This is a genomic window from Nonomuraea sp. NPDC052634, assembly GCF_040678535.1.
Classification (GTDB): domain Bacteria; phylum Actinomycetota; class Actinomycetes; order Streptosporangiales; family Streptosporangiaceae; genus Nonomuraea; species Nonomuraea fastidiosa.
The window spans coordinates 1-25,386 of sequence record NZ_JBFATY010000015.1 but is presented as its reverse complement, the minus strand read 5'-3'; the positions used below and the strand labels follow the sequence as shown (position 1 = coordinate 25,386).

The 25,386-nt window shown below is 69.7% G+C and carries 23 protein-coding genes, 2 tRNA genes, 1 pseudogene and 2 CRISPR repeat arrays; of the genes and pseudogenes, 15 read left to right on the top strand and 11 right to left on the bottom strand.

The features are described from left to right. Window positions 1-208: 208 nt before the first annotated feature. Window positions 209-1,141: an ankyrin repeat domain-containing protein gene (locus AB0K67_RS37220; RefSeq protein WP_364069544.1), complete on the top strand. Its 933-nt coding sequence runs from the start codon at window positions 209-211 to the stop codon at window positions 1,139-1,141. Here the strand turns inward: AB0K67_RS37220 and AB0K67_RS37215 are convergent. Beyond that, on the bottom strand, window positions 1,057-1,515 hold the full coding sequence (locus AB0K67_RS37215) for a nuclear transport factor 2 family protein (protein WP_364069542.1): 459 nt from the start codon (window positions 1,513-1,515) through the stop codon (window positions 1,057-1,059). The two genes, AB0K67_RS37220 and AB0K67_RS37215, sit on opposite strands and share 85 nt — an antisense overlap. A gap of 80 nt (window positions 1,516-1,595) precedes the next feature. On the opposite strand from AB0K67_RS37215, the gene AB0K67_RS37210 reads away from it, so the two are divergent. After that, entirely contained in the window at window positions 1,596-4,022 is a 2,427-nt protein-coding gene (locus AB0K67_RS37210) for an FtsX-like permease family protein (RefSeq protein ID WP_364069540.1), read from the top strand. A 93-nt stretch (window positions 4,023-4,115) separates the two neighbouring features. Here the strand turns inward: AB0K67_RS37210 and AB0K67_RS37205 are convergent, their stop codons facing one another. Beyond that, a complete protein-coding gene (locus AB0K67_RS37205; protein ID WP_364069538.1) occupies window positions 4,116-4,634 on the bottom strand; it encodes a DinB family protein in 519 nt (172 codons plus the stop codon). Between the two features lie 145 nt (window positions 4,635-4,779). Between AB0K67_RS37205 and AB0K67_RS37200 the strand changes: the two genes are divergently transcribed. Continuing rightward, entirely contained in the window at window positions 4,780-5,385 is a 606-nt protein-coding gene (locus tag AB0K67_RS37200; protein ID WP_364069536.1) for a helix-turn-helix domain-containing protein, read from the top strand. A 19-nt stretch (window positions 5,386-5,404) separates the two neighbouring features. Beyond that, window positions 5,405-6,271: an LLM class F420-dependent oxidoreductase gene (locus tag AB0K67_RS37195; protein WP_364069534.1), complete on the top strand. Its 867-nt coding sequence runs from the start codon at window positions 5,405-5,407 to the stop codon at window positions 6,269-6,271. Window positions 6,272-6,777: 506 nt separating this feature from the next. On the opposite strand, the gene AB0K67_RS37190 is transcribed toward AB0K67_RS37195, so the two are convergent. The 8 genes from AB0K67_RS37190 to galU form a co-directional block, all read right to left on the bottom strand. Continuing rightward, a complete protein-coding gene (locus AB0K67_RS37190; protein WP_364069532.1) occupies window positions 6,778-7,155 on the bottom strand; it encodes a VOC family protein in 378 nt (125 codons plus the stop codon). Between the two features lie 314 nt (window positions 7,156-7,469). After that, window positions 7,470-7,543: transfer RNA gene (locus tag AB0K67_RS37185), tRNA-Ala, on the bottom strand. Between the two features lie 50 nt (window positions 7,544-7,593). Next, on the bottom strand, window positions 7,594-8,178 hold the full coding sequence (locus AB0K67_RS37180; RefSeq protein WP_364069530.1) for a hypothetical protein: 585 nt from the start codon (window positions 8,176-8,178) through the stop codon (window positions 7,594-7,596). Window positions 8,179-8,302: 124 nt separating this feature from the next. After that, window positions 8,303-8,956 carry a GNAT family protein gene (locus AB0K67_RS37175; protein ID WP_364069718.1) on the bottom strand — a complete coding sequence of 218 codons (654 nt, stop codon included), beginning with the start codon at window positions 8,954-8,956 and terminating at the stop codon, window positions 8,303-8,305. A gap of 51 nt (window positions 8,957-9,007) precedes the next feature. Further along, the gene (locus AB0K67_RS37170) at window positions 9,008-9,487 is read right to left on the bottom strand and encodes a MogA/MoaB family molybdenum cofactor biosynthesis protein (protein WP_364069716.1); all 480 of its coding nucleotides are present in this window, start codon (window positions 9,485-9,487) and stop codon (window positions 9,008-9,010) included. Next, complete coding sequence (gene moaC, locus AB0K67_RS37165; RefSeq protein WP_364069528.1) at window positions 9,487-9,963, bottom strand: cyclic pyranopterin monophosphate synthase MoaC; 477 nt, start codon at window positions 9,961-9,963, stop codon at window positions 9,487-9,489. Before moaC ends, AB0K67_RS37170 begins: the two co-directional genes overlap by 1 nt. Beyond that, window positions 9,960-11,147, bottom strand: coding sequence for a gephyrin-like molybdotransferase Glp (gene glp, locus AB0K67_RS37160; protein WP_364069526.1), 1,188 nt, complete (start codon window positions 11,145-11,147; stop codon window positions 9,960-9,962). The genes moaC and glp overlap by 4 nt, the downstream gene beginning before the upstream one ends. Beyond that, window positions 11,134-12,036 (bottom strand): UTP--glucose-1-phosphate uridylyltransferase GalU, encoded by a 903-nt coding sequence (gene galU, locus AB0K67_RS37155; protein WP_364069524.1) that lies wholly within the window; start codon window positions 12,034-12,036, stop codon window positions 11,134-11,136. Before galU ends, glp begins: the two co-directional genes overlap by 14 nt. Window positions 12,037-12,060: 24 nt before the next feature. On the opposite strand from galU, the gene AB0K67_RS37150 reads away from it, so the two are divergent. The 6 genes from AB0K67_RS37150 (at window position 12,061) to mscL (ending at window position 16,920) form a co-directional block, all read left to right on the top strand. After that, the gene (locus AB0K67_RS37150) at window positions 12,061-12,630 is read left to right on the top strand and encodes a 5-formyltetrahydrofolate cyclo-ligase (RefSeq protein WP_364069522.1); all 570 of its coding nucleotides are present in this window, start codon (window positions 12,061-12,063) and stop codon (window positions 12,628-12,630) included. Between the two features lie 24 nt (window positions 12,631-12,654). Beyond that, window positions 12,655-14,154 carry a potassium/proton antiporter gene (locus AB0K67_RS37145; RefSeq protein WP_364069520.1) on the top strand — a complete coding sequence of 500 codons (1,500 nt, stop codon included), beginning with the start codon at window positions 12,655-12,657 and terminating at the stop codon, window positions 14,152-14,154. A gap of 69 nt (window positions 14,155-14,223) precedes the next feature. Continuing rightward, window positions 14,224-14,535: an FmdB family zinc ribbon protein gene (locus AB0K67_RS37140; protein WP_364069518.1), complete on the top strand. Its 312-nt coding sequence runs from the start codon at window positions 14,224-14,226 to the stop codon at window positions 14,533-14,535. 495 nt (window positions 14,536-15,030) lie between these two features. Further along, window positions 15,031-15,837 carry an S-methyl-5'-thioadenosine phosphorylase gene (locus tag AB0K67_RS37135; protein ID WP_364069516.1) on the top strand — a complete coding sequence of 269 codons (807 nt, stop codon included), beginning with the start codon at window positions 15,031-15,033 and terminating at the stop codon, window positions 15,835-15,837. Beyond that, complete coding sequence (locus AB0K67_RS37130) at window positions 15,834-16,436, top strand: flagellar biosynthesis protein FlgA (protein WP_364069514.1); 603 nt, start codon at window positions 15,834-15,836, stop codon at window positions 16,434-16,436. Before AB0K67_RS37135 ends, AB0K67_RS37130 begins: the two co-directional genes overlap by 4 nt. 85 nt (window positions 16,437-16,521) lie before the next feature. Then, window positions 16,522-16,920, top strand: coding sequence for a large conductance mechanosensitive channel protein MscL (gene mscL / locus AB0K67_RS37125; RefSeq protein ID WP_364069512.1), 399 nt, complete (start codon window positions 16,522-16,524; stop codon window positions 16,918-16,920). A gap of 2 nt (window positions 16,921-16,922) precedes the next feature. Here mscL and AB0K67_RS37120 read toward each other — a convergent pair whose 3' ends face one another. Beyond that, window positions 16,923-17,975: a D-alanyl-D-alanine carboxypeptidase family protein gene (locus AB0K67_RS37120; RefSeq protein ID WP_364069510.1), complete on the bottom strand. Its 1,053-nt coding sequence runs from the start codon at window positions 17,973-17,975 to the stop codon at window positions 16,923-16,925. 1,448 nt (window positions 17,976-19,423) lie between these two features. Here AB0K67_RS37120 and AB0K67_RS37115 point away from each other — a divergent pair. The 5 genes and pseudogenes from AB0K67_RS37115 to AB0K67_RS37095 form a co-directional block, all read left to right on the top strand. Beyond that, window positions 19,424-19,499, top strand: a tRNA-Arg gene (locus AB0K67_RS37115). A gap of 279 nt (window positions 19,500-19,778) precedes the next feature. Further along, window positions 19,779-20,661: a CRISPR direct-repeat array (repeat unit 29 nt; unit sequence GTGCTCCCCGCGCACGCGGGGATGGTCCC). Between the two features lie 438 nt (window positions 20,662-21,099). Beyond that, window positions 21,100-22,983, top strand: a complete 1,884-nt coding sequence (locus AB0K67_RS37110; protein WP_364069508.1) for a hypothetical protein — start codon at window positions 21,100-21,102, stop codon at window positions 22,981-22,983. Continuing rightward, entirely contained in the window at window positions 22,983-23,573 is a 591-nt protein-coding gene (locus AB0K67_RS37105) for a hypothetical protein (protein ID WP_364069506.1), read from the top strand. Before AB0K67_RS37110 ends, AB0K67_RS37105 begins: the two co-directional genes overlap by 1 nt. A gap of 4 nt (window positions 23,574-23,577) precedes the next feature. After that, window positions 23,578-23,880: a hypothetical protein gene (locus AB0K67_RS37100; protein WP_364069504.1), complete on the top strand. Its 303-nt coding sequence runs from the start codon at window positions 23,578-23,580 to the stop codon at window positions 23,878-23,880. A 174-nt stretch (window positions 23,881-24,054) separates the two neighbouring features. Then, window positions 24,055-24,879: direct repeats of the CRISPR family, unit length 29 nt; unit sequence GTGCTCCCCGCGCACGCGGGGATGGTCCC. 67 nt (window positions 24,880-24,946) lie between these two features. Continuing rightward, window positions 24,947-25,243, top strand: a pseudogene (locus AB0K67_RS37095) (transposase); the annotation flags it as partial. Window positions 25,244-25,386 lie beyond the last annotated feature (143 nt).

Here is a 25,386-nt window from a genome sequence, read left to right as displayed (position 1 = left end):
CTCTCTAACGGGTGGCACCGGCGCGTACCGGTGCCACCCTCAGCCGTCTCAGGCGAGGAGCAGGACGCCGAGTGCGGCCAGGGAGGTCACGCGGGGGCGGATGCCCAGGAAGAAGACCACGGCCACACCTCGAGGGCGGGCCATTTTGTCGGTCCCGTACGCCATGATCGGCCTCCGACAGACCCCGTACACCTCTCAAGGAGCGCTCATGACCACCGCCCACGGACCAGGCTGGCACGGCGTCGACTGGCAGGACCTCGCCCTCGTCCGATCCCGTCTCGACGCGGGCGCCGATCCGGAGCAGGGAGTGTTCTCCTTCGAACGTCCCCTTCACATGGCGGCCGAGGACGGTTCGCCCGAAGTGGTCGCCGAGCTGGCCCGGCGCGTCGGCGACGTCGACGCCGAACACGAAGGCCGCACCGCGTTATGGACGGCCGTCTTCCACGACCGCCCCGACAACGCCCGCGCCCTCGTCGCCGCGGGGGCGGACCCGTTACGTCCGATGATGAACGGCTGGTCCCCCGCGCGGCTCGCCCTGATCACCCGCACCCCTGACCTGTTCGGGCCGACAGGCCTCTCACTGACCCCCGCCGAGACCGCCGCCATCGCGGAGGCGCGGTGGCTCCTCGACACGCTGGAGCCGCAGCTCGACGACGGAGCCAGCATCGCCTGCGTGGGCGGCATCACCGCCGCTGAGGCGGTCCGGCGCCTGGGCCTCGAGCCGGCCGACATCGACCTGGAGGAGGTCTGGGAAGACCCCTGGGCCGAGGAGTACGAATACCTCGTCCGCCTCTCCGACGTGCCGGGCGGCTGCGTCGTCGTCCAGCCGTGGGGCTACCACGCCTCCGACCCGGACGTCATCGAGCGCCTGTCGGCCGGCACCGTCTGCTACGCCATGTTCGCCAACCCCAAGAGCGGCGACCAGGGTGCCGTGGCCCGCGACGGCAGCGTCGTCGCCTGGGACACACATCCAGGCGGCGGCCATGTCGAGCCGGAATCCTCGGCCGAGGAGATCCTCGCGACCTACCTCTACCAGGGCGCACCGGTGCCCTACTGCTACGCGGGAGCGGGCCTTCGCCCTGCCGACGCCGACTCCCTCACCGCCGAGACCGCCGAGTGGTACGCGTTCCCAGAAGACTGACGGCCCCGGTGCGTCTGCCCGCGTAGGGGCCGGGTGGCGGGCCCGGCCCCGGCCCTGGGTCGGCCGTGTTCCGGCGCTCCTCGGCGGTAGTCGTTCTCCTCCAGTTCGATGACCCAGGCGCGGCGTTCGGCGATCTTGCCGTCTCGCATGACGAACACCTCCGCGTTCGACATGCGCATCTCGCCGCCCGACGCGCGCCGCACCGTCCCCCTGAGCTCCGCCATGACGACGTCGCCCTGCTCGACCACGCGCACCACCTCCAGGTGGGGCGGGTCGATGAACTCGGGCGGGCCGTCGATGGCCTTGTCGTAGGCGTCCTTGCCGGTCAGGTGGAAGTGGCCGAAGTCCGCTCCTTGGCGTTCGGTATGAGTCATGGAAAGGTCGGAGCGGTCCGGGCGTTCTCGACATCCCTGGACGAGAATGGCGATCAACGGCTCGGCCGTCGGGAGGAGCGGTGCGGATCTGGTTACTCGCGCGGGAGCACAGAGCCATGATGATCGTGCTCCTCGTGCTGACGTCCAGCGCGTGCCTGCTCGTCGCGGGCCTGCCCAGGGCCTTGCAGGCGTCGTACGACGAGGCGCTGCACCGCAAGCTGACCGCCGCGCCCGCCGAGCTGGCCGACCTGACAGTGGCCCAGGAGGTCCGGGCCCGCGAGCACGACCTGCACGAACGCCGCGAGTTCGCCGCCCGCGACCGCCTCTGGCGCGAGGCCCTGCCCGCGCCGCTGCGCCGGCTGGTGTCCGGCGGCCACATGAGCGCCAAGACGCACCTCACGCCGATCACCGGCACGAGCGGCCACGCCTACCTGAACCTGGGCTGGCTCTCCGACGCCAACCGGCGCGTGACCTGGGTCGCGGGGCGGCCGCCCGGCGCGCCGTCGGCGATGCGGTACGAGGGCCGCACGATCCCCGTGTTCGAGGTGGGGGTCGTCGAGGAGGCCCTGAAGGAGATGGACCTGCGACTAGGCCAGACGAAGGTCATCGGTGAGAGCGACTACGCCGCCGCGAAGATCGTCGGCGTCTTCCGCGCCAGGGACCCCGGCGACCGCTACTGGTCGCACAATGTGGACGTCCTGCGCGTACGGAGCCTGCGCCCGCTGGAGAAGCACGTCACCGCGCTGATCTCCGACGCCGGGCTGAGCGCGCTGAGCGGCGAGGGACGCTTCCTGACCTACCGCTGGGTCCTGCCGGTGAACGCGGAGGCCGCCGCCGCGTCGGCCGTGACCGACATGCGGACGGCGGTCGCCGGCTTCGGCCGCGCCGTGGGCCTGCGGTCGAATGGGCTGGTCCATCTCCAGACCGGCCTGCCCAAGCTGCTGCGCGACTTCCTCGCCGCGCTGTCCACCGCGCAGACCGTGATGTACCTGGTGCTCGGCGGCCTCCTCGCGGTCGCGGCGGGCGTGATCGTGCTGGCCGTCCACCTCCTGGCCGAGCGGCTCGAAGGCACGCTGGCGCTGGTGCGGGCGCGAGGTGGCGCGCTGCGGCAGGTGGTCGCCGTGCCCGCCGCGCTGACGGGGATCGCGGTGGTGCCCGCCGCCGCGGCCGGGTACGCGCTGTCCTTCCTCGTGCCGGGCCCCGTGCCGCCGATCGTGCACGCCGGGCCGCCGCTCGTGGTGCTCGCGGCCATCGGGTACGCCGCACTGCGCCCGGCGTTCGTACACCGCCTGCCGCTGCGCGAACGGCGTGACGACCTGGTCGCCGCCCGCCCGACCGCCCGGCGCGTGACGCTGGAGGTGCTGGTCGTGGTGCTGGCGCTGGCGGGGGCGTACCTGCTGCGGGCCCGCGGGCTGGGCGAGGCCACGGGGCAGGATCCGTTCCTGCTGGTGATGCCGGTCGCGCTGACGGTGGCGGTGGCGCTGGTCCTGCTGCGCTGCTACCCGTATCCGCTGCGGCTGGCCGTCCGGTTGGTCGCGCGGAGCCGGGCGGCGGTGCCGTTCCTGGGGCTGACCAGGGCGGCGAGGGCGCGTCCCGCCGGGGTGCTGCCGGTGCTGATCCTGCTGCCCGCGCTGGGGGTGTCGGTGTTCGCGGCGGTGGTCTCCGACGATGTCGCCCGTACGCAGTGGCTGGCGTCCTGGCAGCGCACCGGCGCACCCATCAAGATCACCTCTGACATCGAGATCCCCCAGGACGCGATCGAGCGCGTCCGTACAACCCCAGGGGTGCGTGAGGTGGTGCTCGCGCAGACCGGCGAGGTGCAGATCGGGTACGGCGGCGAGCGTGCCCAGGCCATCGCCGTGGACGTCGCCCAGTGGCGGCGCATCCTGCACGACGCCCCGGTCGGACTGCCCGCCCTGACCGACGGGGTGCTCGTCTCACCGGCCCTCCGGGGCCGGGACACGCTGGAGATCGGCTGGCAGTCCCGGCTGAAGCTGCCCGTGCGCGGCGTCGTCGAGTCCGTGCCCGGCTTCTTCGACGAGGGCCGTTTCCTGGTCGTGCCCATCGGCGTGCAGCTCCGTCCCGCCGTGAACACGCTGCTCATCGACGGGAACGCCGCTCTGTCCGAGCTGGCCCGCCTGGTCCCTTCGGGCACCGTCACGTCCCAGGACTCGGAGCTGGCCGCCATCAGGGACGATCCGCTGACGAGCGCGGTCCGCCGGTCGTTCGTGGTGGTGACGGCCGCGCTGGCGGCGTACGCGCTGATCGCCGTCGTCCTGGCGCTGCTCGTCGGCGCGCCGGAGCGGGCCAGGGCGGTGTCGTTCCTGCGCACGCTGGGGCTGTCGGACCGGCAGGCGCGGCGGCTGACCGTGCTGGAGGTCCTGCCCGTGGTGCTCGTCACCGCCGTGGCCGGGCTGGGGCTGGGCGTGCTGCTGCCGTACGTGCTAGGGCCGGCGGTCGACCTGTCGCCGTATGCGGGAGACCTGCCGGTCGATCTCGGCGGTTAGACGACGAGCGTCGCGGCGGCGGCGCCCCTGCCCCTGACCCGCCGCCGCGCGCGGCTCGCGAGCTGCCGGGTCGCCTCGGGCGCCGGATGACCGCTATGTCCCGGTGCTGCCGTCGATGTGCTCGCGCAGCATGTCGGCGTGGCCGTTGTGGCGGGCGTACTCGCCGTTCATGTGGACGTACGCCCAGCGCAGGCACATCGGCCCCCAGCGCGGGCTGTCGAAGATCGCATCCAGCGAGAGTCCCGCGACGGCCTTGCGCGCGGCCTCCTGCTCGGCGACCAGCGCGGCCAGGTCCTCCTCCGCACGCGCGGGATCGACCTCGTCGAAGGCCGCGTCCGGCTTCTCGGGGCTGCTGTAGAGGCTGGGTATCGGCTCGCCCGCGAAGCGGCGGCGGAACCAGGTGCGCTCGACGTCGGTGAGGTGGCGTACGAGGCCGAGCAGGGACAGCTTGGACGGCGGCAGCGCCCGCTCGGCAAGCTGCTCCGCGGTGAGCCCGGCGCACTTGTGCAGCAGCGTGCCGCGATGCCAGTCGAGGAACCCTTCCAGCATCGCGCGCTCGCCGGCGACGAAGGACTCGTCGGCACGGGTGACAGGAGGAGCGGTCCAGACCATGAGACCAATCTTACGGCGTCTCTAAATTTAGAGTTACTCTAAGCTTGAGTGCCCCAGGCTTGAGGAGGTTAGCCATGGACGACGTGCGCGCGGCGCAGGCCCGCGTCGATAAGGCCGAGCTGCACGCGAGCCCCCTGGCCACGGCGTGAGCGGGCTCCGCGAGCTGAAGAAGCAGCGCACCCGTGCCGCGATCGCCGACGCGGCCCTTGAGCTGTTCCTGGCCCGCGGGTTCGACGAGGTCACGGTCGCCGAGGTCGCGCGCGCGGCGGGGGTGTCCGACGCGACCGTGTTCAACTACTTCCGTACGAAGGAAGACCTGGTCTTCGAGCGGCTCGACCGGTTCTGGACCCGCCTGATCGCTGCCATCGAGCACCGGCCGGACGGGCAAGGAGTCGTGGACGCCACCGAAGCGTTCCTGCTGGACCAGGAGCCCACGTCGCTGTCGGCCGAGGGCGATGAGCGGCTGGCCGGGATCAGCCGCATGATCGCCGCCAGCCCCGCGCTGCTCGCGCGCGAGCGAGCCTCCTACGACCACGCCGCGACCGCACTCGCCGAGGTGATCGCGCGCACCACCGCGCTGGGCGAGCACGCGGCGACGGCGGCTCACCTGATCCTCGGCGTCCACAAGTCCCTCGTCGCCTACACCCGGGAACAGGTGCTCGCCGGCGCCACCGGGCAGGCGCTCGCGGACCGTGTCGCCGCCCGTACCCGAAGCGGCTACGCCCTGCTCCGCCGAGGTCTCAGCGCATGATCGGAGAGGAACCCGGAGAGTGAAGACGAGCATCAGCGTGACCAACTTCTCCTGGCGCGACGGCACCATGGCCGAACGGCTGGGCGAGATCGCAGAGGCCGCCGACGCGGGCGGCCTGGACGCGCTCTGGGTCGCCGACCACGTGCTGCAGACCGACCCGTACGGCGCCCGCCCGCACGAGACCGAGATGCTGGAGTCCTGGACCACCCTCGGCTACCTCGCCGCGCGCACCTCGCGCATCCGCCTGGGCACGCTGGTCAGCGCGGCCACGTTCCGCCCGCCCGCACTGCTGGTCAAGGCCGTCACCACGCTCGACGTGATCTCCGGCGGGCGGGCCCTGTTCGGCATCGGCGCCGGTTACCAGGCCGACGAGGCGACCGCGATGGGCCTGCCGTTGCCGCCGCTGCCCGAGCGGTTCGACCGGCTGGAGGAGACGCTGCAGATCGCGCTGCGGCTGTGGACGGGCGACACCCGGCCCTACCGTGGGAAGCACTACGCCCTGGACGCCCCGGTCTGCAGCCCCCTGCCGGTCTCCCGTCCGCATCCGCCGATCCTCATCGGCGGCACCGGCGAGAAGCGTACGCTGCCGCTGGTCGCCCGCTACGCCGACGCCTGCAACGTCTTCGACATCCCCGACGGCGGCGAGACCACGCGCCGCAAACTGGCGGTGCTGCGAGGGCTGTGCGAAGGGATAGGGCGGCCGTACGAGGAGATCGAGAAGATCATGGCGACCCGGCTCCAGCCGGGCGAGAGCGCCGCCGCCTTCGCGGACCGCTGCGCGGCCTTCACCCCGCTCGGCATCGACCACGTCGTCGTCCTCACCACCGGACCCTGGACCCCCGAGACCGTGGACACCGTCGCCCAGGCCGCGCGCCGGCTCACCTGACCGGAACATCGCGGGCGGCGCTCCACCGGGAGACGTCCTCCGCGCCCGGCAGCACAGCGGCACCGCCTGCACGCCACCGCGGTCACCCCGCAGCGTTCTGCCGCGCCGGCGCCGGTCCGCCGCTTCCCCGGTCGTCGAGTACGAGCGGCGCACGCCCGTTGACGGTGTAACGCACGTGCGTGACGTTCGGTGTGGGAACGACCCCACGGGACGACGGGATTGGGCACGATCCGGTTCAATGCCGATGCTGACCACAGACCACCCGCGCTCCGGTGCCCCGTAGGAGCACTCGAGCTTCGACATGGTGATCATCGTCGCACCTGAGCCGATGGTCGCTCAGTCGGTCACCCGGCAACGCCGAAGGCCGCTCCCGACCTCTCGGAAGCGACCTTCGGCCTGGGTGGGGTGTTCACGAGTTGGTCTGACCAGGTACGGGAGGTAAGCCTTGAAGATCGCTTCCCGCCCGAGGGATGATCGCTTTCCTCTGGCCGTTCCGGCTTGTGACCTCAGCGTGGGTCAGCGACGCAGAATTCGTTGCCCTCCGGGTCTCTCATGATCGTCCAGGAGTCGAACTCGCGCACCATCGATGCGCCGTGCGTGATCAGCCGTTCGACTTCAGCCGACCGGTCGGCGGCGATGAGATCGAGGTGGATGCGGTTGCCGGGGTTTCCAGTCTCAGGGACTTCGCTGAAGAACAGAATCGGCCCAGGGCCGTCCACGGCCACGTTGGGATCGGTCTCGGGTGTTCGGCCCAGGCTGGCGAGCCGTTCGATCTCCGCCTCGTCGTAGGGTCGTACCTCGTATCCGTCCAGCGCTTGTGCCCAGAAGCGGGCCAGCGCAGACGGCCGCTCACAGTGGAACACGATCTCCCGCAATACCGCCATCTATGTCCCTTTCGGCTTGGTGGTCAATTCACACGGAGGAACTACGGGCGCTCACCTGGTCGCACGTCAACCCGGACAGCACACCGCCGTCCATCATGGTCTGGCGCACCGTCCGAGAAGGAGGCGACACCAAGACCAAGAAGTCCCGCCGTACCCTGGCCATGCCGAGGCGCTGCGCGGCTGCTCTCAAGCCCCACCGTGAACTTCAGGACGAAGGCGGCAGGCGACCGCCGGCAGGACACATAGACACTCAGTTAGTCACCCAGGAACGCAGAAGGCCGCTTCCGATCTCTCGGAAGCGGCCTCTGGCCTTGTGGAGATGAGGGGATTTGAACCCCTGACCCCTTCGATGCGAACGAAGTGCGCTACCGGACTGCGCTACATCCCCAAGGACTCGACTAGATTACCAAACCCCAGAGGGTCCTCGCGCCATCCTTTTCAGTCGCCCACCGCTCTCTTCGGCGGCTGGGCGTACTGATCGAAGAGGACGTCCTCATGCACCGGGGTGAAGTCGATGACCTCGGCCTCCGCTTCGGCGGCGGCGCGGCGCTGCTCGCGCAGCCGCCGCTGGCGCTCGGCGCGCGCCTGACGGGCGCGTTCGCGGCGTTCCATGTCGACCTTCACCGCGATGCGCAGGAACACGATGTACGTCAGCATGATGACGACGGACGGCGCCACCCCCCACCACGGGATCACCTTGACGGCGGCCGTCACGATGGAGGCCAGCACCAGCAGCGTGGTGAAGAAGAGCAGGCGCCGCCGGCGGGCCACGATGATGGCGCGCCGCCGGAGCCGGAACTGCCGGACGTCGACCTTCTCGATCTCGACGGGCGGTGCGCCGTCGTCCTCGTCGTGGTCGGACGGCGCGAGGTTGTCGAGATCGGGCAGCTGGTGCTCGCCGGTGTAATACTCTTCGAGCTCGGCGAGCTCCTGGAGGTTCGCCTTGTCTCTGCGCAGCCACATCGGAATGAGGACGCAGAGCCACATGACGACGATGGCCAGATAGAGGAGGACGGGGCTCACGACCACCTCCGGGCAGCACAAAGACGCGGTCGTGCTCGTCGCGCCTTGAATGTGCTCACGTCACGCACCGTAAGACCGCGTGTCACTGATTGACGAGCATTCGGTGCGGTGTGTCGCGAGATCGTCAAACCTCTTCGACGGAGGACCCACCGTGAGCCGCTGACTCACGCGCGCGACGCCATTGCACGAGCAGCCCGCCGGGAACGTCCTCGACGGTCAGCGCGTAGCAAATGTGGTCGCGCCAGGCTCCGTCGATGTGGAGTTGGCGCCGCCGAATGCCTTCTTCCCTGAATCCGAGCTTCTCAACCACCCTACGGCTGGCGTGATTCTCGGGACGGATGTTCGCTTCCAGCCGATGCAATCCGGTGGTGAAAAAGCAATGGTCAACGGCCATGGCGAGCGCGGTGGGGGTGATGCCGCGGCCGGCCAGCGCCCCGTCGATCCAGTAGCCGACCTGCGCAGAACGGGCAGATCCCCACACAATTGCACCAACGGTGAGCTGTCCGGCAAACCGTCCGTTGTACGTCATCACCCACGGCAGCGCCAGCCCCTGACGAGCCTCGCGACGCAGGGTGCCGACCATGGAGATGTAGGGCCCGAGACCGGTCCTGAACAGGGGCGTCTCGGGATTGCTCGGCTCCCACGGACGCAGCCAGTCGGCGTTGCGCACGCGCGTCTCACGCCACACGCGTACGTCGCCCAACCGTAGCGGCCGGAGGCCTACCGGACCTTCGTTGAGTGTCGCCGGCCAGCCACGAAGTCGATCCACAACTCTCATCATCCCCCTATCGGGCACGATGTCGCCACGGGGTGAGGGGCCGAATCCCCGTCAACGCGGGTGATCTCCGCCTCGGATCTGGTCCACCGCATGGCGGAGAATGGGGGCGAGTACGGCGACGCCATCCCGTACGCCACCGGAGGATCCGGGCAAATTTACGATCAAGGTTTGCCCAGCCTGACCGGCCAAACCACGGGACAGGATCGCGGTGGGCACCTTGTCGCGATTAGCCAGCCGTATTGCCTCCGCTATGCCGGGAATTTCCCGAGAAATGACACGAGCGGTCATCTCCGGGGTGAGATCCGTCGGCGTCAACCCGGTGCCGCCGGTGGTCACGATGACGTCATATCCGCCCGCGACCCCGTCACGGAGCGCAGCCTCGACCGGCTCGCCGTCGGGCACCACCACAGGCCCCTCGACCTCGTCACAACCGGCCTGCTCGCGCAGCAACTCGACCAGCAAAGGTCCGGATTTATCGGCATAAATTCCGGCGGACGCCCGATTCGAAACCGTGATCACCAAGGCCCGCATCATGAACCGTCCCGCGTCCACCGCCCGGTCTTCCCGCCGAGCTTCTCCTCCACCCGCACGTCGGTGATCACCGCACCGGGATCGACCGCCTTGACCATGTCGATGAGCGCAAGCGCCGCCACGGACACCGCGGTCAGCGCCTCCATCTCCACCCCGGTGCGGTCGGCGGTCTTCACCCGGCACGTGATGCCCACGCCCCAGTCCTGGACGTCGAGCTCCACCTTCACGCCGTGCAGCGCGATGGGATGGCACAGCGGGATCAGATCGGGCGTACGCTTCGCGCCCATGATCCCGGCGATCCTGGCCACCCCCAGCGCGTCGCCCTTGGGCACCTCGCCCGACCGCAGCAGCGCCACCGTCTCGGCCGACAGCAGCACCCGCCCGGTGGCCACGGCCGACCGGGCAGAGACGTCCTTGGCCGACACGTCGACCATGCGCGCGGCGCCCGTCTCGTCGATGTGCGTCAGCTCGCTCACAGCCTGATCACCTCCACCGAGGCTCCCGCCTCGACCTCGGTCACGTCCTCCGGTACCACGATCAGCGCGTTGGCCGAGGCCAGCGCGGCGAGCTGGTGCGAGCCCTGCCCGTGAGCGGGCGCCACCGTGCCGTCGCCGGCCAGCACCCCGCGCAGGAACGACCGCCGCCCGGACGGCGAGCGCAGCGGCCCCGAGGTGCGCGCGGTCACGGTGGGCGGCATGCCGCCGGGCAGCCCGCGCATCTTGTCCAGCGCCGGCTTGACGAACAGCATGAACGACACGAACGACGACACCGGGTTGCCCGGCAGTGCGAAGATCGGCACCTGGTCGTCCCCCAGCACGCCGAAGCCCTGGGGCATGCCTGGCTGCATGGCCACCTTCTCGAAGCGGACCGTGCCCAGCGGCGACAGCGCCTCCTTCACAGGCTCGTAGGCGCCCATCGACACCCCGCCGCTGGTGATGATCGCGTCGGCGCGTACGAGATGGGTGTCGAGCTTGTCGAGCAGGACGCCGGGATCGTCCCCGACGGACCCGGCGCGGAACCCGTCGGCTCCGGCCTCGCGTACGGCGGCGGTGAGGGTGTAGCTGTTGGAGTCCCAGATCTGCCCGGGCGACAGCGGGTTACCCGGCTCGACCAGCTCCGCGCCCGTCGAGATGACGACGACGCGCGGCCGCGGGCGCACGCGTACGCGGCGGCGTCCGACCCCGGCGATGATGCCGAGCTGGGCGGGCCCGATCACGGTGCCTGCCTTGAGCACGACCTCTCCGGCCTGGACGTCCTCGCCGGCGCGGCGCACCGCGTTGCCGGCCTCGGCGGCCCTGTCGATGCGGACGTTGACCTTCCCGCCGTCGGTCCACTCCACCGGAACCACCGCGTCGGCGCCTGCGGGCATGGGAGCGCCGGTCATGATGCGTACGCTGTGGCCGGGCCCCACCGCCCGCAGCTCCAGCGAGCCCGCCGCCACGTCGTCGATCACCGGCAGCGTCACCGGGGCGTTCGCGACGTCCTCGGCGCGCACCGCGTAGCCGTCCATGGCCGAGTTGTCGAACGGGGGCAGCGGCACCGGCGAGGTGACGTCCTCGGCCAGCGTGGTGCCGAGCGTCTGCTCCAGATCGAGCTCAAGGGGGGCCAGCGGACGTACAGTGGCCAGGATCTCGGCCAGATGCGCGTCAACTGATTTCATTCAGGAACTCCCGCAGCCACGGCACGAACTCCGGCGCCAGATCATCCCGGTCCGCCGCGAACTTCACCACCGTCCGCAGATAGTCGAGCTTGTCACCCGTGTCGTAGCGGCGGCCCCTGAACAGCACGCCGTGCACGGGACCGCCCTCGTCGGAGCCGCGCTGGGCGAGCGTGCGCAGCGCGTCGGTGAGCTGGATCTCGCCACCGCGCCCCGGCGGGGTGTTCTCCAGCACCTCGAAGACCGTCGGATCGATCACGTAGCGGCCGATGATGGCCCAGTTGGACGGCGCCTCGTCGGCCGGCGGCTTCTCGACGAGATCGGTGACGCGGACGACGTCCTCCTCGTCGGTCGGCTCGATGGTCGCCACGCCGTACAGGGAGACCGACTCCCTGGGCACCTCCATCAGCGCGATCACGCTCCCGCCGTACGTGTCGCGCACCTCGATCATGCGGCTCAGCAGGTTGTCGCGGCGGTCGATGAGGTCGTCGCCGAGCAGGCAGGCGAACGGGTGGTCGCCCACGTGGTGCTTGGCGCACAGCACGGCGTGTCCGAGCCCGCGGGGCTCGCCCTGGCGTACGTAGTGCAGGGTCGCCAGCGAGGCCGGCTCGCGAACCTGGGACAGCCGGTGCTCGTCGCCCTTGGCTTCGAGCGCCTCCTCCAGCTCGAACGCCCGGTCGAAGTGGTCCTCGATCGAGCGCTTGTTCTTGCCCGTGACCATGAGGACGTCGAGCAGACCGGCGGAGGCCGCCTCCTCGACGACATACTGGATCGCGGGCTTGTCGACGATGGGCAGCATCTCTTTGGGTGTCGCCTTGGTCGCCGGAAGGAACCGGGTGCCCAGACCCGCGGCGGGCACGACGGCTTTCGTCACAGGGTCGAAGTCAGCCATGATTAGACCCTAGTGGAGGGATCTGTGGACAAGTTGAACCTCCGTCGCGAGCTGAACGCGGCGCGTACGGCTCTCTCCCCCGAACAAGTACGCGCAAACGCCATCAAGGTCCGCGAAACGCTGCTCGAGCAGCCGTGGGTGCAGATGGCCGGCCTGGTGGCCTGCTACTGGTCGGCGGGGTCGGAGCCGGAGACGCACGGGCTGGTGTTCGCTCTCTGGAAACACGGGGCCACCGTCATCCTGCCGGTGCTGCGCGACGACAACGATCTCGACTGGGCGGTGTACGACGGGCCCGACACGCTCGCACCCGGCCGCTACGGGATCATGGAGCCGGTCGACACCCGGCGCGGCGTTGACGCCATCCGCACCGCCGCCCTCGTCATCGTGCCCGCACTCGCCGTCGATCGCGTCACCGGCGTGCGCCTGGGGAGGGGCGGCGGCTCGTACGACCGGGCGCTCGCCCGCGTCGGCCCCAACGTCCCCACCGTGGCGCTGCTGCACGACGGCGAGCTCATCGACGGCGTCCCGCACGAACCCCATGACCAGCGCGTCCGCTATGCGGCCACTCCTTCGGGCATCACTAGGCTGATGTGACGGCGGGGCCGGGAAGGGGGCCGGATGACGCTCAACCTCTCCCTCCTTCTCGGCGCCCTGATCGTCATCGCGGCCATCGCCTCCGTACGCCTGGTGCACCGCACCGGCCTGCCCAGCCTCCTGGTCTTCCTCGGCTTCGGGATGGTCCTGGGGTCGTCCGGCTTCACCTTCGACAACCCCCAGGTGGCCCAGCAGATCGGGCTGTGGGCGCTGGCCGTGATCCTCGCCGAAGGCGGGCTCACCACGAACTGGTCGCGCGTGCGGCGTTCCGTACCCCTGGCCATGGTGCTGGCCACCGTGGGCGTGGCGGTGAGCATCGTCGTGCTCGCGTTCGCCGTCTACGGGCCGCTCGGCATCGACGTACGGACCGCGCTGATCATCGGCGCGATCCTGGCCTCCACCGACGCCGCCGCCGTCTTCTCCGTGCTGCGCCGGCTGCCGCTGCCGCCGCGCCTGGCCGGCGCGCTGGAGGCCGAGTCGGGGTTCAACGACGCCCCGACGGTCATCGCGGTCGTGCTGCTCACCGGCGGGACGCAGGCCTCGGCCACGGTCGGCACGTTCCTCTGGAACACCGCGCTCCAGCTCGTCATCGGTGCCGCCGTAGGTCTCGCCGTCGGCCCTGCCGGCGCGTACGCGCTGCGCCACGTCGCCCTGCCCGCCTCCGGCCTCTACCCCATCGCCGTCCTCGCGCTCACCTTCATCTCGTACGGCGGCGCCGCCCTCCTCCAGGGCTCCGGCTTCCTCGCCGTCTACCTCGCCGGCCTCATCCTCGGCAACTCGCGACTCCCCCACCGGGGCGCGACCAGGAGCTTCGCGGAGGGCGCCGCGTGGCTCGCGCAGATCGGGCTGTTCGTCATGCTCGGCATGCTGGCCGACGTCGAGGAGCTGCCGTCGGCCATCGTCCCCGGTCTGATCATCGGCACCGCACTCGTGCTGATCGCCCGCCCGGTCTCGGTCGTCGCCGCCTCGCTGCTCGCCCAGGTGCTGCACGTGGACCGGGTGAGCTGGCGCGAGCAGGCGTTCCTGTCGTGGGCGGGGCTGCGCGGCGCGGTCCCGATCGTGCTCGCCACCATCCCCTGGGCGGCCGGCATCGAGGGCTCCAAGGACGTCTTCAACCAGGTCTTCGTGATCGTCATCGTGTTCACGCTGCTCCAGGGGCCGACGCTGCCGTACGCGGCCAAGCTGCTCGGGGTGAGCGCCCCCGCCGAGGCGCAGGACCTGTCCGTCGAGTCCGCTCCGCTTGAGGAGCTGCACGCCCACCTGATGCAGGTCACGGTGCCCGAAGGGTCGCGCCTGCACGGGGTCGAGATCTTCGAGCTGCGGCTGCCGGCCGGCGCCGCCGTCACCCTCGTCGTACGGGACGGCCGATCGTTCGTCCCCGCGCCCTCCACCCGCATCCACACCGGCGACCAGCTCCTCATCGTCACCACCGTCGTCTGCCGCGACCAGGCCGAACGCCGCCTGCGCGCCGTACACCGCAGGGGCAAGCTGGCCGGCTGGTACGGCGAGCAGGGGCTGGAATAGGTGTTTGGACCTATCGGTTACCATTAGCAGTCGCATCGCTCGAGTGCCAAAGCTTGTAAGGAGGAGCGCGTGCCGACTTATCAGTACGCCTGCAACGACTGCGGTGAGCAGCTCGAGGTGGTCCAGAAGTTCACTGACGATGCGTTGACGGTCTGCCCGAGCTGCCAGGGGAAGCTCCGTAAGGTCTTCTCCGCGGTCGGCATCGTGTTCAAGGGCTCGGGCTTCTACCGGACCGACAACCGCTCGTCGTCCTCGACCTCGTCGACGTCGTCCTCTTCTTCTTCCTCCTCTTCCTCGTCGAAGTCCGGGGAGGGCAAGTCGTCGTCCGACTCCGGCTCGTCTTCTTCGAGCACGCCCGCTCCCGCCGCCGCTTCCAACTAGTTCCAGATCAGCTGACCCGCCGCGCCCCCTGTCCCCGGCTGAGCGCAGGTCAGCTGATCCGTCGTTTCGCGCCCCCGCCTTCCCCTTTTCGTACGTTGGCCGAGGCGTCGGTCGCTCGCGCCCGCAGGACGTGGGCGGCTCGTCCCGCAACGGTCGCATCCTGGGGCAGAACCGCCGCCGCCTCACCCGCGTACCAGCGCTGCCTACCTCGACCCCACCCGCGCACCAGCACCACCCACCCCAACCCCACCCGCGCACAGCACCACCCACCCCTCCCGCGCACCGGCTTGCCCGCCACAGCCGAATCCGCGCGCAGGCGACGATAAGGGACGACTGAGCACAGCCCAGCGTGCCCCGCACAGGAACGACTGACCAACGCCCGGCATGCCCTGCACGGGCAGGGTCGTCCACAGCCCACCGCCACACCAGCCCGCCCATCCACAGAACCCGTTCCAGTCGAACGCGCCCCTCAACACTCCGGCTACTCTCTCGGCCATGGTCACTCGCGCAGACATCGGCGTCATCGGCGGTTCCGGCTTCTACTCCCTCCTCGACGACGCGGAGGAGGTCGAGCTCACCACCCCCTACGGCCCTCCGAGCGACGTCGTCACCGTCGGACGCATCGGCTCCCGCAGCGTCGCGTTCATCCCCCGGCACGGGCGGGACCACCGCTTCCCGCCGCACCGCATCCCCTACCGCGCCAACCTCTGGGCGCTGCGCTCGCTCGGCGTCCGGCAGGTGCTGGCCCCCAGCGCCGTGGGCTCGCTCAAGGCCGAGTACGGCCCCGGCACCCTCGTCGTCCCCGACCAGCTCGTCGACCGCACCTCCGGCCGTCCCCAGACCTATTACGACGCCGACGGCGCGGTCCACGTCTCGTTCGCCGACCCCTACTGCCCGTCCGGCCGGGCCGTGGCCGTGCAGACCGCGCGTTCGGCAGGCTGGGAGACCGTTGACGGCGGCACGCTCGTCGTGATCGAGGGCCCGCGCTTCTCGACGCGCGCCGAGTCCCAGTGGTTCTCCGCGAACGGCTGGTCCATCGTCGGCATGACCGGCTTCCCCGAGGCCATCCTGGCCCGCGAGCTGGCGCTCTGCTACACCTCGGTCTCCCTGGTGACCGACCACGACGCCGGCGTAGAGGCGGGCGAGGGCGTCACCCACGACGAGGTGCTGAGGTTCTTCGCGCAGAACGTCCAGCGCATGCGCACGCTGATCGCGCAGGCCGTCGAGGCGCTGCCGGAAGAGCGCACGTGCCCCTGCCCCAATGCGCTCGACGGCATCAAGCTCCCCTTCGAGCTGCCGTGATCGGGTCCTGGCTGTCCCGCTACGGCCGTCGCCGCCGCCTCATCGCGGCGGCGCTCGCCGCCGTCTCCGTCGTGACCGCCTACCTCGCCACCCGCCCGGCCCCGGCCGCACCCACGGTCCTGGTGGCCGTACGCGACCTGCGGCCGGGCCCGCTGAGCCCCGCCGACTTCCGCCCCGCGGCCCTCGATCCTCCTCCCGCGGGCGCGGTCCGCGCACTCCCCCGAGGCCAGACCCTGGCGACCCCCATGCGCAGGGGCGAGCCGCTGACCGACGTCCGCCTCCTGTCCACCTATCCCCTGCCTCCCGGCATGGTGGCCACTCCGGTGCGCATCGCCGACACCGCCACGGCCTCCCTCCTCGCGCCCGGCTCCACCATCACGGTGCTGGCCGCGAGCGACCAGGCGGCACCGGCGCGCGAGATCGCCACCGACGCGACGGTGGTCACCGTGCCGAGGCCCGCCCGCTCGGGCCCGTCGCAAGACGGCGCCCTCCTGGTCCTGGCCACGACCCCGGCCCAGGCCGCCGAGCTGGCGACCGCACAGGCCCACGCCCGCCTATCGATCACCCTCGGCGCCCTGAGAGCCACCCCGCAGAACTGACCCACCGAACCAACCCCCAGCAGAAACCCTCAGAACCAACCGACAGAACTCACTCAGGGTAAGCAGCAGACTACGATCTGATGCCATGGCTGGATTTAGGAAGTTCCTCATGCAGGGAAACGTCATCGACCTGGCGGTGGCGGTCATCATCGGAGCGGCGTTCAACTCGATCGTGCAGTCGTTCGTGGCCGACCTGCTCACGCCGCTGATCGCGGCGTTCGGCGGCCTGCCCGACTTCTCCTCGCTCAAGCTCACGGTCGGCCAGTCCAACTTCATGTACGGCAACTTCATCAACGCGGTCGTGTCGTTCCTGATCGTCTCCGCGGTGGTCTACTTCCTGGTCGTGAAGCCGTACACGCACGTCAGGGAGCGCAACGCCGCCAAGATCGAGGCCACGACGCGCGACTGCCCCGAGTGCCTGTCGGAGATCCCCAGGGCGGCCTCCCGCTGCGCCTTCTGCAGTTCTGAAGTGCCCGCGCTCTGACCTCAGAGGAGCTTGTCGATCTTCGGATCGTACTCCCAGTGCCATGGCTCGAACGGGCTGCTGTAGGCCCAGGAAGGATGGAACCACCCGTACCGCTTCGAGTTCTTCTCCATCCACACGAACTCCGGCGAGCCCGACCGCTCCACCCCGCCGCACAGGTCCACGGCCAGCCCGAGCCCGTGGTTGCTCCGCCCGGGCACGGCGGCGAACCCGGGCCGCCGGTAATAGACCGCCTGCTGCTCGGCCAGGCTCCGGTACGCGTCCGTGACGCACAGCGGCCTGCCGAACCGCCTCCTGAAGGCCTCGTTCAGGCTGACGAACGCGATGGTGGCGTCCGCCCTGAGACTGTGTCCCTTCTGCTGCAGGGGGCAGAGCATGCTCTGGGGGATGAGCCCGTTCGGGTAGTGGTCGGCGTTGGCCGCTTTGAGCGGGTTGCACCCCAGGGCCGCCCGCCCCACCTTGTCGACCTTGATGCCCAGCTTCACCAGCGCCGCGGTCAGCGACTTCACGATCTTGTCGGAGCGCTTCCGCAGCGTGTCCACCTCGGCGGCGAGCTGCGCCTCGGCCAGCAGGTTGCCGGCGCGCAACTCCTGTGCCTCGGCGGCCAGCTTCTCGGCCTCCCGGTACAGCGCGCTGGTCTGCTCGACGGCGTGCTGGCGTACGGTGACGATCTGGTTCGCGTCCATCAGCGCCCGCAGCGTCTTCTCGTCGGCGGCGCCGGACAGGAACGGAATGATCCCGCCCGCCATCAGCGGCTGCTGGTAGAGCAGCTCGGCCATCTGCGACACCGGCTGCCGCATCACGGCGAGCCGCTGTTCGAGGTTCTGCAGGGCGGTCAGCTTGCTCTTGAGCTCCTTCTCGGAGGCCGCGATCTCGGCACGCCGCTTCTCAAGGGCCCTAGTGGCGTCCTCGAGCTCCTTAGCCGACCGCTCGGCTTCCTTCCGCAGCGCCGTCAGGCTGGACGGATCCGGCTTCTGCCGCTGGACCTGCTGCACCCGTACGTCTGCACGCGCCGGCGCCTGCCCACCGGGCGTGAGGAGAGAAGCCACCGCCATGACAACCGCGATCAGACCCGCTGATCGAGGGGCTGGCACGTTCGACTCCTCCGTTTGCAAACTCGTGACCCGGGTCAGGCACGCACGTTACTACAGCCCTTCGACTGCCCGGACCGAACTCCGAAGAGCTGTTATGAGACGAATAGCCCCCTTTGTGCAACCCTCAAGCCCCACACCATCGGGTACGCCCTCCAGCCCCCACAGGTTCACACCTTCACCACAAGACACGTGACATTCGCTCCCATCACAGCCCGTACAGATGCCGCCGGGGAACCGACGCCTGCACACCCCTCAGCCCCGAAAGTCCCGCCACACTCCGTCGCCACCCGCTACGGACGCCCAAGGCCCTTCACCCACCAGCAACAGCCCAACAGCCCCACCCGCCCGCGCGCACCGCCGGCTGCCGCCTGGGGACCCGAGCAGGCGCGGATGCACAGCTCACGCCGCCCCGCCCCCAAAAGCCCTGCCCGCCACCCCCGCCGAGGACCAAGGGCCCACCCACCCGAGACGAAGACCTGGAGAGGAAGACCGACCCACCGGCATGGAGATAACGAACCCCCACCCCTGAGACCCGACACTCAGGCACCCCCCGCGAGGACGAACCGCCCCCACTCGCGAGGACGAGCCGCCCCCCACATGCGAGGAGGAACCACCCTCACCCGCGCGGAGGCACCGCCCCACTCGACCCGACCACGAACAGCCGACCAGACACGAACAGCCGACCGGAAAGGAAACAGCACTCTCAGCCCGCGCGCCCAGATGCGACACCGACAAACGGAATCCAGGAATCCCTTTCCGCCGTGGACTCCTCACCCCCGGTACCACCCTCCCGAGGCGCCTCTCTAGATGCCTCCTGGGCCCGGCGCCGCTCACTCTCCCGATCCCGGCACAAGTCCCACAACCACGTGTCCACCCACTCCCCGGCACACCCATCGGCCGTGGACTCGGGAGCGGGGGCGACCTCTTCCCGAGGCTTCCTGACCGCCCTCTCCGGCACCCGCGCCTCCCCCCGTACGACCGGCACGGCCACCGCCTCCCGCACCCGAACCCGCACGACCCCCTCGTACCTCCGCTCGGGCACATCCGGCGCCGGCACCAACCGCGGCGGCCACGCCACAGCCCGAGCCTCACCGACGACCGGCGGCCCACCCCACGGCACCAGCACCGGCACCTCTTCCGCCTCGAGCCCCTGCACCTCCCCCGCCAGCAGACCACCCGCGAGGATGGCCGGCGCCAGCAACGCACCGAACAACACCACGGGCCGCCGACGGGCCTGAGCACTACGCCTCCGAGTCACAGCCCAGAAGCTATCCACCCCCGAACACCCCGATTCTGATCACTTGTCATGCCTTTACCGCAGCTCAGACCACCCATAACCAACGCCGACGAACGGATCCCGCCCCGGCGTCGCACACAGTGCCAGACTTTCGCTAGGCTTACTGGAGTCCGCCTCCGTAGCTCAGGGGATAGAGCACCGCTCTCCTAAAGCGGGTGCCGCAGGTTCGAATCCTGCCGGGGGCACCACGTCCGACCAGCACTAAAGTGCCCTTGACCAGCGGAAACGTCGGTCGAGGGCTTTTTCGTGTGTCCGGCGGCGTCCGGCTGTGACTGATCGTTTGCGGCTGCCTGTGCCAAATACGTGCGCAAGCCAGAGGCCGTGCGACACTCGTGTGCAGTCCAGTACTGCCCACCGACGGTGGACCCGCTCTCCACCCTCAGCCACTTGACATGTCCAGAATGCCCGAATCCACGAAAGTGCTCGAAAACGGCCTCACCGACTGGTAAAGGCGCAGGTCGGAGAGAGTGCTCCCCGCGCACGCGGGGATGGTCCCCTCGTCGTCGTCGCCGTCCTCGACGGCCCGCCGTGCTCCCCGCGCACGCGGGGATGGTCCCAGGGCCGTTGGCGAGTGCGTAGTAGCGCAGGGGTGCTCCCCGCGCACGCGGGGATGGTCCCCGGCACCCCTACTCCCCGAAGGACCAGACATGGTGCTCCCCGCGCACGCGGGGATGGTCCCGATGAGCCGCAACCCGATCTCCAGCCTCGCCCGTGCTCCCCGCGCACGCGGGGATGGTCCCTGACCAAACCTGGTCTCAGGGTCCTCCGAATGGTGCTCCCCGCGCACGCGGGGATGGTCCCTCCCACACGCGTGCGTTCTCGTCGCTGCCCGCGTGCTCCCCGCGCACGCGGGGATGGTCCCACGGTGACGGGCGCTGTGGTGGCCGTCGCCGTGTGCTCCCCGCGCACGCGGGGATGGTCCTCTCAGAGCGCCTTCTCAGGTCCATTTCCTTCGGTGCTCCCCGCGCACGCGGGGATGGTCCCTTGTAGCCGCGGGTCTGCGGGCCGCCCCCGCCGTGCTCCCCGCGCACGCGGGGATGGTCCCCTGAAGGGCAAATCGATCGCGATCGGCCCTTGGTGCTCCCCGCGCACGCGGGGATGGTCCCGTCCGCAACGTCGTACGTACGGCGGCCGACCCGTGCTCCCCGCGCACGCGGGGATGGTCCCGGCCGCTCGCTGTGCCCCGTGGGAGGGAGGCAGTGCTCCCCGCGCACGCGGGGATGGTCCCGGCCGCCCCGCCAAGCGGAGGTTGTTCGACCCGTGCTCCCCGCGCACGCGGGGATGGTCCGAGGGCCTCGCCCTGGTGCCGAACCAGTGGGCGGTGCTCCCCGCGCACGCGGGGATGATCCCAAAGTTGATGTGTGCATGCTCGGTTTGTCCATGCTTCGCGCGAGCGCGGTAGAGGTAGGGGACAGTTCTGCTTTGGGACGTGTTCTCATCGGGGGTGAACCTGGCGGGTCGCCTCATGCGTACGTTCTGGCGACTGGTCGGCTCTGAGGCGGGGATGGCCATGCTGGTGCGTTATGCGGCCTATGTAGGAAGGGATCGTTCAAGGGACAATCGATACGTCCTCGTACGCGCTGGAGACCCGACATGACGACCCCGCCGTCACCGACTCCTGCGCCGTCGCCCGAGCCTCCGCAACCGCAGCCACCCGCGCGCACCGAGTCGGCGCCCACGCCCTCATCCACGCCAGAGCCTCCGTCGACACCCGCGCCTCCATCGCGAACCCCGCCGGCGACCCCGCAGCCGCCCGACTGGAACTACTCGGGCATCGATCCCAAGCTGATGCACGACTTCGAGCGCGACCTCGGCCAGGCCGAGACCACACTGCGCAGGAGCGAGCCCCACATCCGCCATCTCCTGCTGAGCCTCAACCTGGACATCTCGCGGCTGAGCGCGATACGGGAACTCGGCAACTGGATAGCGGCCAAGCGCCCGGAGTTACGTCGGCGCAACGACACCATTCAGGCCGTCACGACGCAATGGGGCACTGACACCACCGGCGGACTCCGTCCGTTCGATGAAGTGCTGTACACGAGGTCATCCGGCGACCCCGACGCCTACGCCGCCGCGTCCAAGCTGGCAGAGGTCACCCGGCGCGGCCCAGTGGATGAGAAGGTTCTCGCCGAGCTGGAGAAACGGGCCGGCAATGAGCAGTTCGCCACGAACCTCATGTACGCGCTCGGGACGGAGAAGTTCCGTCACCTCATAACAGCGCTGGCCTATCCGAAAGACCCGGACAAGAAACGGCTGCAAGCAGCGCTGGGCAAGGCGCTCGGCGCGGCCAGCACGCGACTGGACGCCTCCTGGCGCAAAGAACTGCTGTCCACCCTGCGCATTCCCACCGACCAGCACGGCCTGGCGCACCTGCTCAAGCACGGAACCTTCGATCGCGACTTCCTGGTCAGCGTCGCGGTGAAGCTGGAAGCCCTGGATCGTGAGACCTGGGGTGACAGAGTGTCGGCCACCTTGGACGACCCGATGGTCAGTGTGTGGGCGGCGCTCGCACGGCACCCGAGAGCGGCTCAGGACTTCCTCATCTCCGATCCCAGCGTGATGCGGCGCTACCTGACCGAGCGCCAGTTGGACGACAACGGCGAAGCCTTCGCCGATGCGCTGCACGCCGCCACCACCACCTACCGGGACCGCGACGGCACCCCGCAAGAACGATCGCCAGGATTCCACTCGGCGAAGCTGGCCAAGCAGTTCATCGACATCCAGGGCCAGCTCTTACAGGAGGGCAAGACACCGCTCGTGGCGACCGGACCCATCGCCGGCATCCTGGCCGCCTACGCCAACGACATCAGCCGCATCGGACGCCAAGCCGCGGTCGGCACCTCCGACGTCTACACCGCCACCCGCCGGCACTTTCTCCCACAGGACCAGGTCTGGGGCGCGCAGTTCGACCGAGAGAAGCTACGGGCGGTCATGACGGACCTCTTCCAGAGGGACCCCAAGGCCATGGCGACCGTGACCGCAGCGCAGACGGCATGGGCCAAGCAAATGCTCGATTACGGAGCCGCCCAAGCCGCAGCCGGGAAAGGCTACGACGCGTTGCGAGCCAACCTGCGAGAAGCCGCCGCCGGTTTCGGCATGATCACTGATGCCGGCGGTCTCGCCGAGATCCACAAAGCCAAGGACCTGGACGCCGCCCAGGAACGGAACATGAAACTGCTCCTGGCCGCCGTCAACACCGCGCTCAACATCCCGCAGGCCACCCCCTGGGCGATCGCCGCCGGCGTCCTCGGCTCCTGGAGCAGCGTGATCGAGGACTCGGCCACCACCGACAAGCACACGCTCAAAGCGACCCACAACGCCAACACCGCCAAAGAGCAGACACAGAAGCTCGTCGATCAGCTGGCCATCGACACGATGCTCAAGCACGGGTTGTTCGGCAAGAGCGATCCCCCTGACCCCAACCACCCCTGGAGCTCCCTGGAAGGGCTGAAGGAAGGCGATGACCCTCGCAAGTCACCGAACAACTTCCTCAAGAACGACGGCAAATCACTGATGACGCCGGAAGAGATGGAGCCGTACGAAGGCGATGTCCACGACCGCTCCAACGCCTATGAAAGGTGGCTACGCGATGGGGCCGGCGAGACGTGGAAGGACCTCAAGAACCAGCTGAACCTCGGAGTCGACGAAGGCATGTCGGAGTTCAAGCCCTGATGAGAGCACAACGCACCTATCCCGCCGCGATCCTCGCCTCCGTCCTGCTCCTGACTGCCTGCCAAGCGCCACAAGAGCCGCAGGTGGACACGAGGGCGCTCCCGGCCACCGCCGCACCGCCCTTCGTCTGCGACTACATACCGCTGGAAGCCGTACGGCTGATGACCGGCATCCAAGACCCCCTCGTCAAAGGCGACTTCGACCTCACCGCCGGCCAGGAAGTCGACGGCAAGACGTACGCCACCGGCGGCTGCTACGTCTACCGACCCACCGGCGACAAGACCAAGGTGCTCCAGATCTCGCTCGCCCCCGCCGACTCCACAGACGAGGTCCAACAGGAGATCGACCAAGGAGCGACGCCCCTGCCCGACATCGTCCCCGGTGCCACCGGCTACTACGGCACCGTCGGCGACGGCAACAGCGGGAAGGCGATCGCCGTCCTCGTCACACAGCGCGACGAACTACTCGTCGACCTCATCCACGGCGTGAAAGGACGCGACAACGCCGCCGACACCGCAGCCCTGATGAAGCTCATCGCGCCCAAATTGCTCCCCGCCGCCACGGCCTCAGCCGGCGAGAGCAAGGACTGAACCGATGCCCACGATGGTGAGCAACCCGCTCCACGAAGCGATCCAGCATGCCATCCGCACCATCAGCCCACTCATCGAGAACATCAACGCCGACGTCGACCGCCCCTGCCGTACCTTCCACACCGGCAAGGTCTGGACCGGGCCCTCCGCCAAGCAGTTCGACGCCCAGCTCACCCACTTCAGCACCCGAGCCCGCACCGCCGGCCAGGCCATCCTGGACGACCTGCGCACCCTCCTCGCCCGCACCCCCACCCAGGTCACCGAAGAAGAAGCCGCCACCATCAAACGCACGTACCGGCTCACCTGAACGGCTCCAGCACCAGCTTCCAGGAAAGACCCGCCGACGCTCCCGCACGTGCGACACTCATGCCGTGCCACCGCATAGCTCCAACCAGCCACCTCGCGGAAGTCCCAAATGTCCGATTCGGTGAAAGTGCTCAAAACTCAGCCCACTGGCCGATGAATACGCAGGTCAGGAAGAGTGCTCCCCGCGCACGCGGGGATGGTCCCCGTGCCGATCACCGACCAGGCGTGCCCCGGACGTGCTCCCCGCGCACGCGGGGATGGTCCCTCTCCCAAGCGGTAGTGAGCAGCCGCAAGCTAGTGCTCCCCGCGCACGCGGGGATGGTCCCCCGGCCTGGCCCTCACCCACCAGGAACAGGACGTGCTCCCCGCGCACGCGGGGATGGTCCCTACAGGCCGTGACATGGGTCGCGTGGAGCGAAGTGCTCCCCGCGCACGCGGGGATGGTCCCAGCGGCCTCGGTGACAACGTCACGTGGACTGTGTGCTCCCCGCGCACGCGGGGATGGTCCCCGCCTAGCAGGCGTAACATCCGGCATAGAGACGTGCTCCCCGCGCACGCGGGGATGGTCCCCAGGCCATCCAGATCCCGGCTCCGAGCGCCAAGTGCTCCCCGCGCACGCGGGGATGGTCCCCGCCGGGCGATCGACATCTACCGGCAGTGCCGGGTGCTCCCCGCGCACGCGGGGATGGTCCCCGCCGCTCTGGTCCTCGCCTCCGGGTGCGGCGGTGCTCCCCGCGCACGCGGGGATGGTCCCTTTGCCCCACTGCCGGGAGTGCGCGGCGGGGCGTGCTCCCCGCGCACGCGGGGATGGTCCCCTCCAGTCCTTCGTGAAGGATGGCGCATTCGAGTGCTCCCCGCGCACGCGGGGATGGTCCCTCATCCCCTCAATCGTGTACAGGTGAACAACTGTGCTCCCCGCGCACGCGGGGATGGTCCCAGCGAGTCCTGGCCCGGATGGACAGGCGGAGGGTGCTCCCCGCGCACGCGGGGATGGTCCGTCGCAGCTGATGGTGTGGGTTTGATCCGGTTTGGCGGACATCCGAGATCAGGGGTTCGTCCCCGAAGGGATGTCCATGATGGAGAGCATGGGGAAGAAGAAGCCGCGTCCTCACCGCTCGTTCACACCGGAGTTCAAGGCCGAGATCGTCGAGTTGTGTCAGCGGGGTGACCGCTCGATCCGCGCGGTGGCCCAGGACTTCGACCTGAGCGAGACGGCGGTGCGCCAGTGGGTGCACCAAGCCGAGGTCGACACCGGCCGGCGGGACGGGCTGACCAGCAGCGAGCGGGAGGAACTGGCGGCGTTGCGGCGCGAGAACCGGCGCCTGCGCGAGGACGTCGACATCCTCAAGCGAGCGACGGCTTTCTTCGCCAAGGAGACCCGGTGAGCGTGCACCCGTTCATCGAGGCGGAGAAGCAAGGCGGCCACAGCGTCAAACGCGCCTGTGAGCTGCTGGGAGTCTCCCGTGCCGCCTTCTACGCCCGCCGCAATGCCACCCCCGGCCCGCGC

What these genes read in the sequence shown, in the direction of transcription:
- AB0K67_RS37220 (WP_364069544.1), top strand. Translation starts at nt 209, where the DNA reads ATGACCACCGCCCACGGACCAGGCTGGCACGGCGTCGACTGGCAGGAC.
- AB0K67_RS37215 (WP_364069542.1), bottom strand. Translation starts at nt 1,515, where the DNA reads ATGACTCATACCGAACGCCAAGGAGCGGACTTCGGCCACTTCCACCTG.
- AB0K67_RS37205 (WP_364069538.1), bottom strand. Translation starts at nt 4,634, where the DNA reads ATGGTCTGGACCGCTCCTCCTGTCACCCGTGCCGACGAGTCCTTCGTC.
- AB0K67_RS37190 (WP_364069532.1), bottom strand. Translation starts at nt 7,155, where the DNA reads ATGGCGGTATTGCGGGAGATCGTGTTCCACTGTGAGCGGCCGTCTGCG.
- AB0K67_RS37175 (WP_364069718.1), bottom strand. Translation starts at nt 8,956, where the DNA reads ATGAGAGTTGTGGATCGACTTCGTGGCTGGCCGGCGACACTCAACGAA.
- AB0K67_RS37170 (WP_364069716.1), bottom strand. Translation starts at nt 9,487, where the DNA reads ATGCGGGCCTTGGTGATCACGGTTTCGAATCGGGCGTCCGCCGGAATT.
- glp (WP_364069526.1), bottom strand. Translation starts at nt 11,147, where the DNA reads ATGAAATCAGTTGACGCGCATCTGGCCGAGATCCTGGCCACTGTACGT.
- galU (WP_364069524.1), bottom strand. Translation starts at nt 12,036, where the DNA reads ATGGCTGACTTCGACCCTGTGACGAAAGCCGTCGTGCCCGCCGCGGGT.
- AB0K67_RS37145 (WP_364069520.1), top strand. Translation starts at nt 12,655, where the DNA reads ATGACGCTCAACCTCTCCCTCCTTCTCGGCGCCCTGATCGTCATCGCG.
- AB0K67_RS37135 (WP_364069516.1), top strand. Translation starts at nt 15,031, where the DNA reads ATGGTCACTCGCGCAGACATCGGCGTCATCGGCGGTTCCGGCTTCTAC.
- mscL (WP_364069512.1), top strand. Translation starts at nt 16,522, where the DNA reads ATGGCTGGATTTAGGAAGTTCCTCATGCAGGGAAACGTCATCGACCTG.
- AB0K67_RS37120 (WP_364069510.1), bottom strand. Translation starts at nt 17,975, where the DNA reads ATGGCGGTGGCTTCTCTCCTCACGCCCGGTGGGCAGGCGCCGGCGCGT.
- AB0K67_RS37110 (WP_364069508.1), top strand. Translation starts at nt 21,100, where the DNA reads ATGCACGACTTCGAGCGCGACCTCGGCCAGGCCGAGACCACACTGCGC.
- AB0K67_RS37105 (WP_364069506.1), top strand. Translation starts at nt 22,983, where the DNA reads ATGAGAGCACAACGCACCTATCCCGCCGCGATCCTCGCCTCCGTCCTG.
- AB0K67_RS37100 (WP_364069504.1), top strand. Translation starts at nt 23,578, where the DNA reads ATGCCCACGATGGTGAGCAACCCGCTCCACGAAGCGATCCAGCATGCC.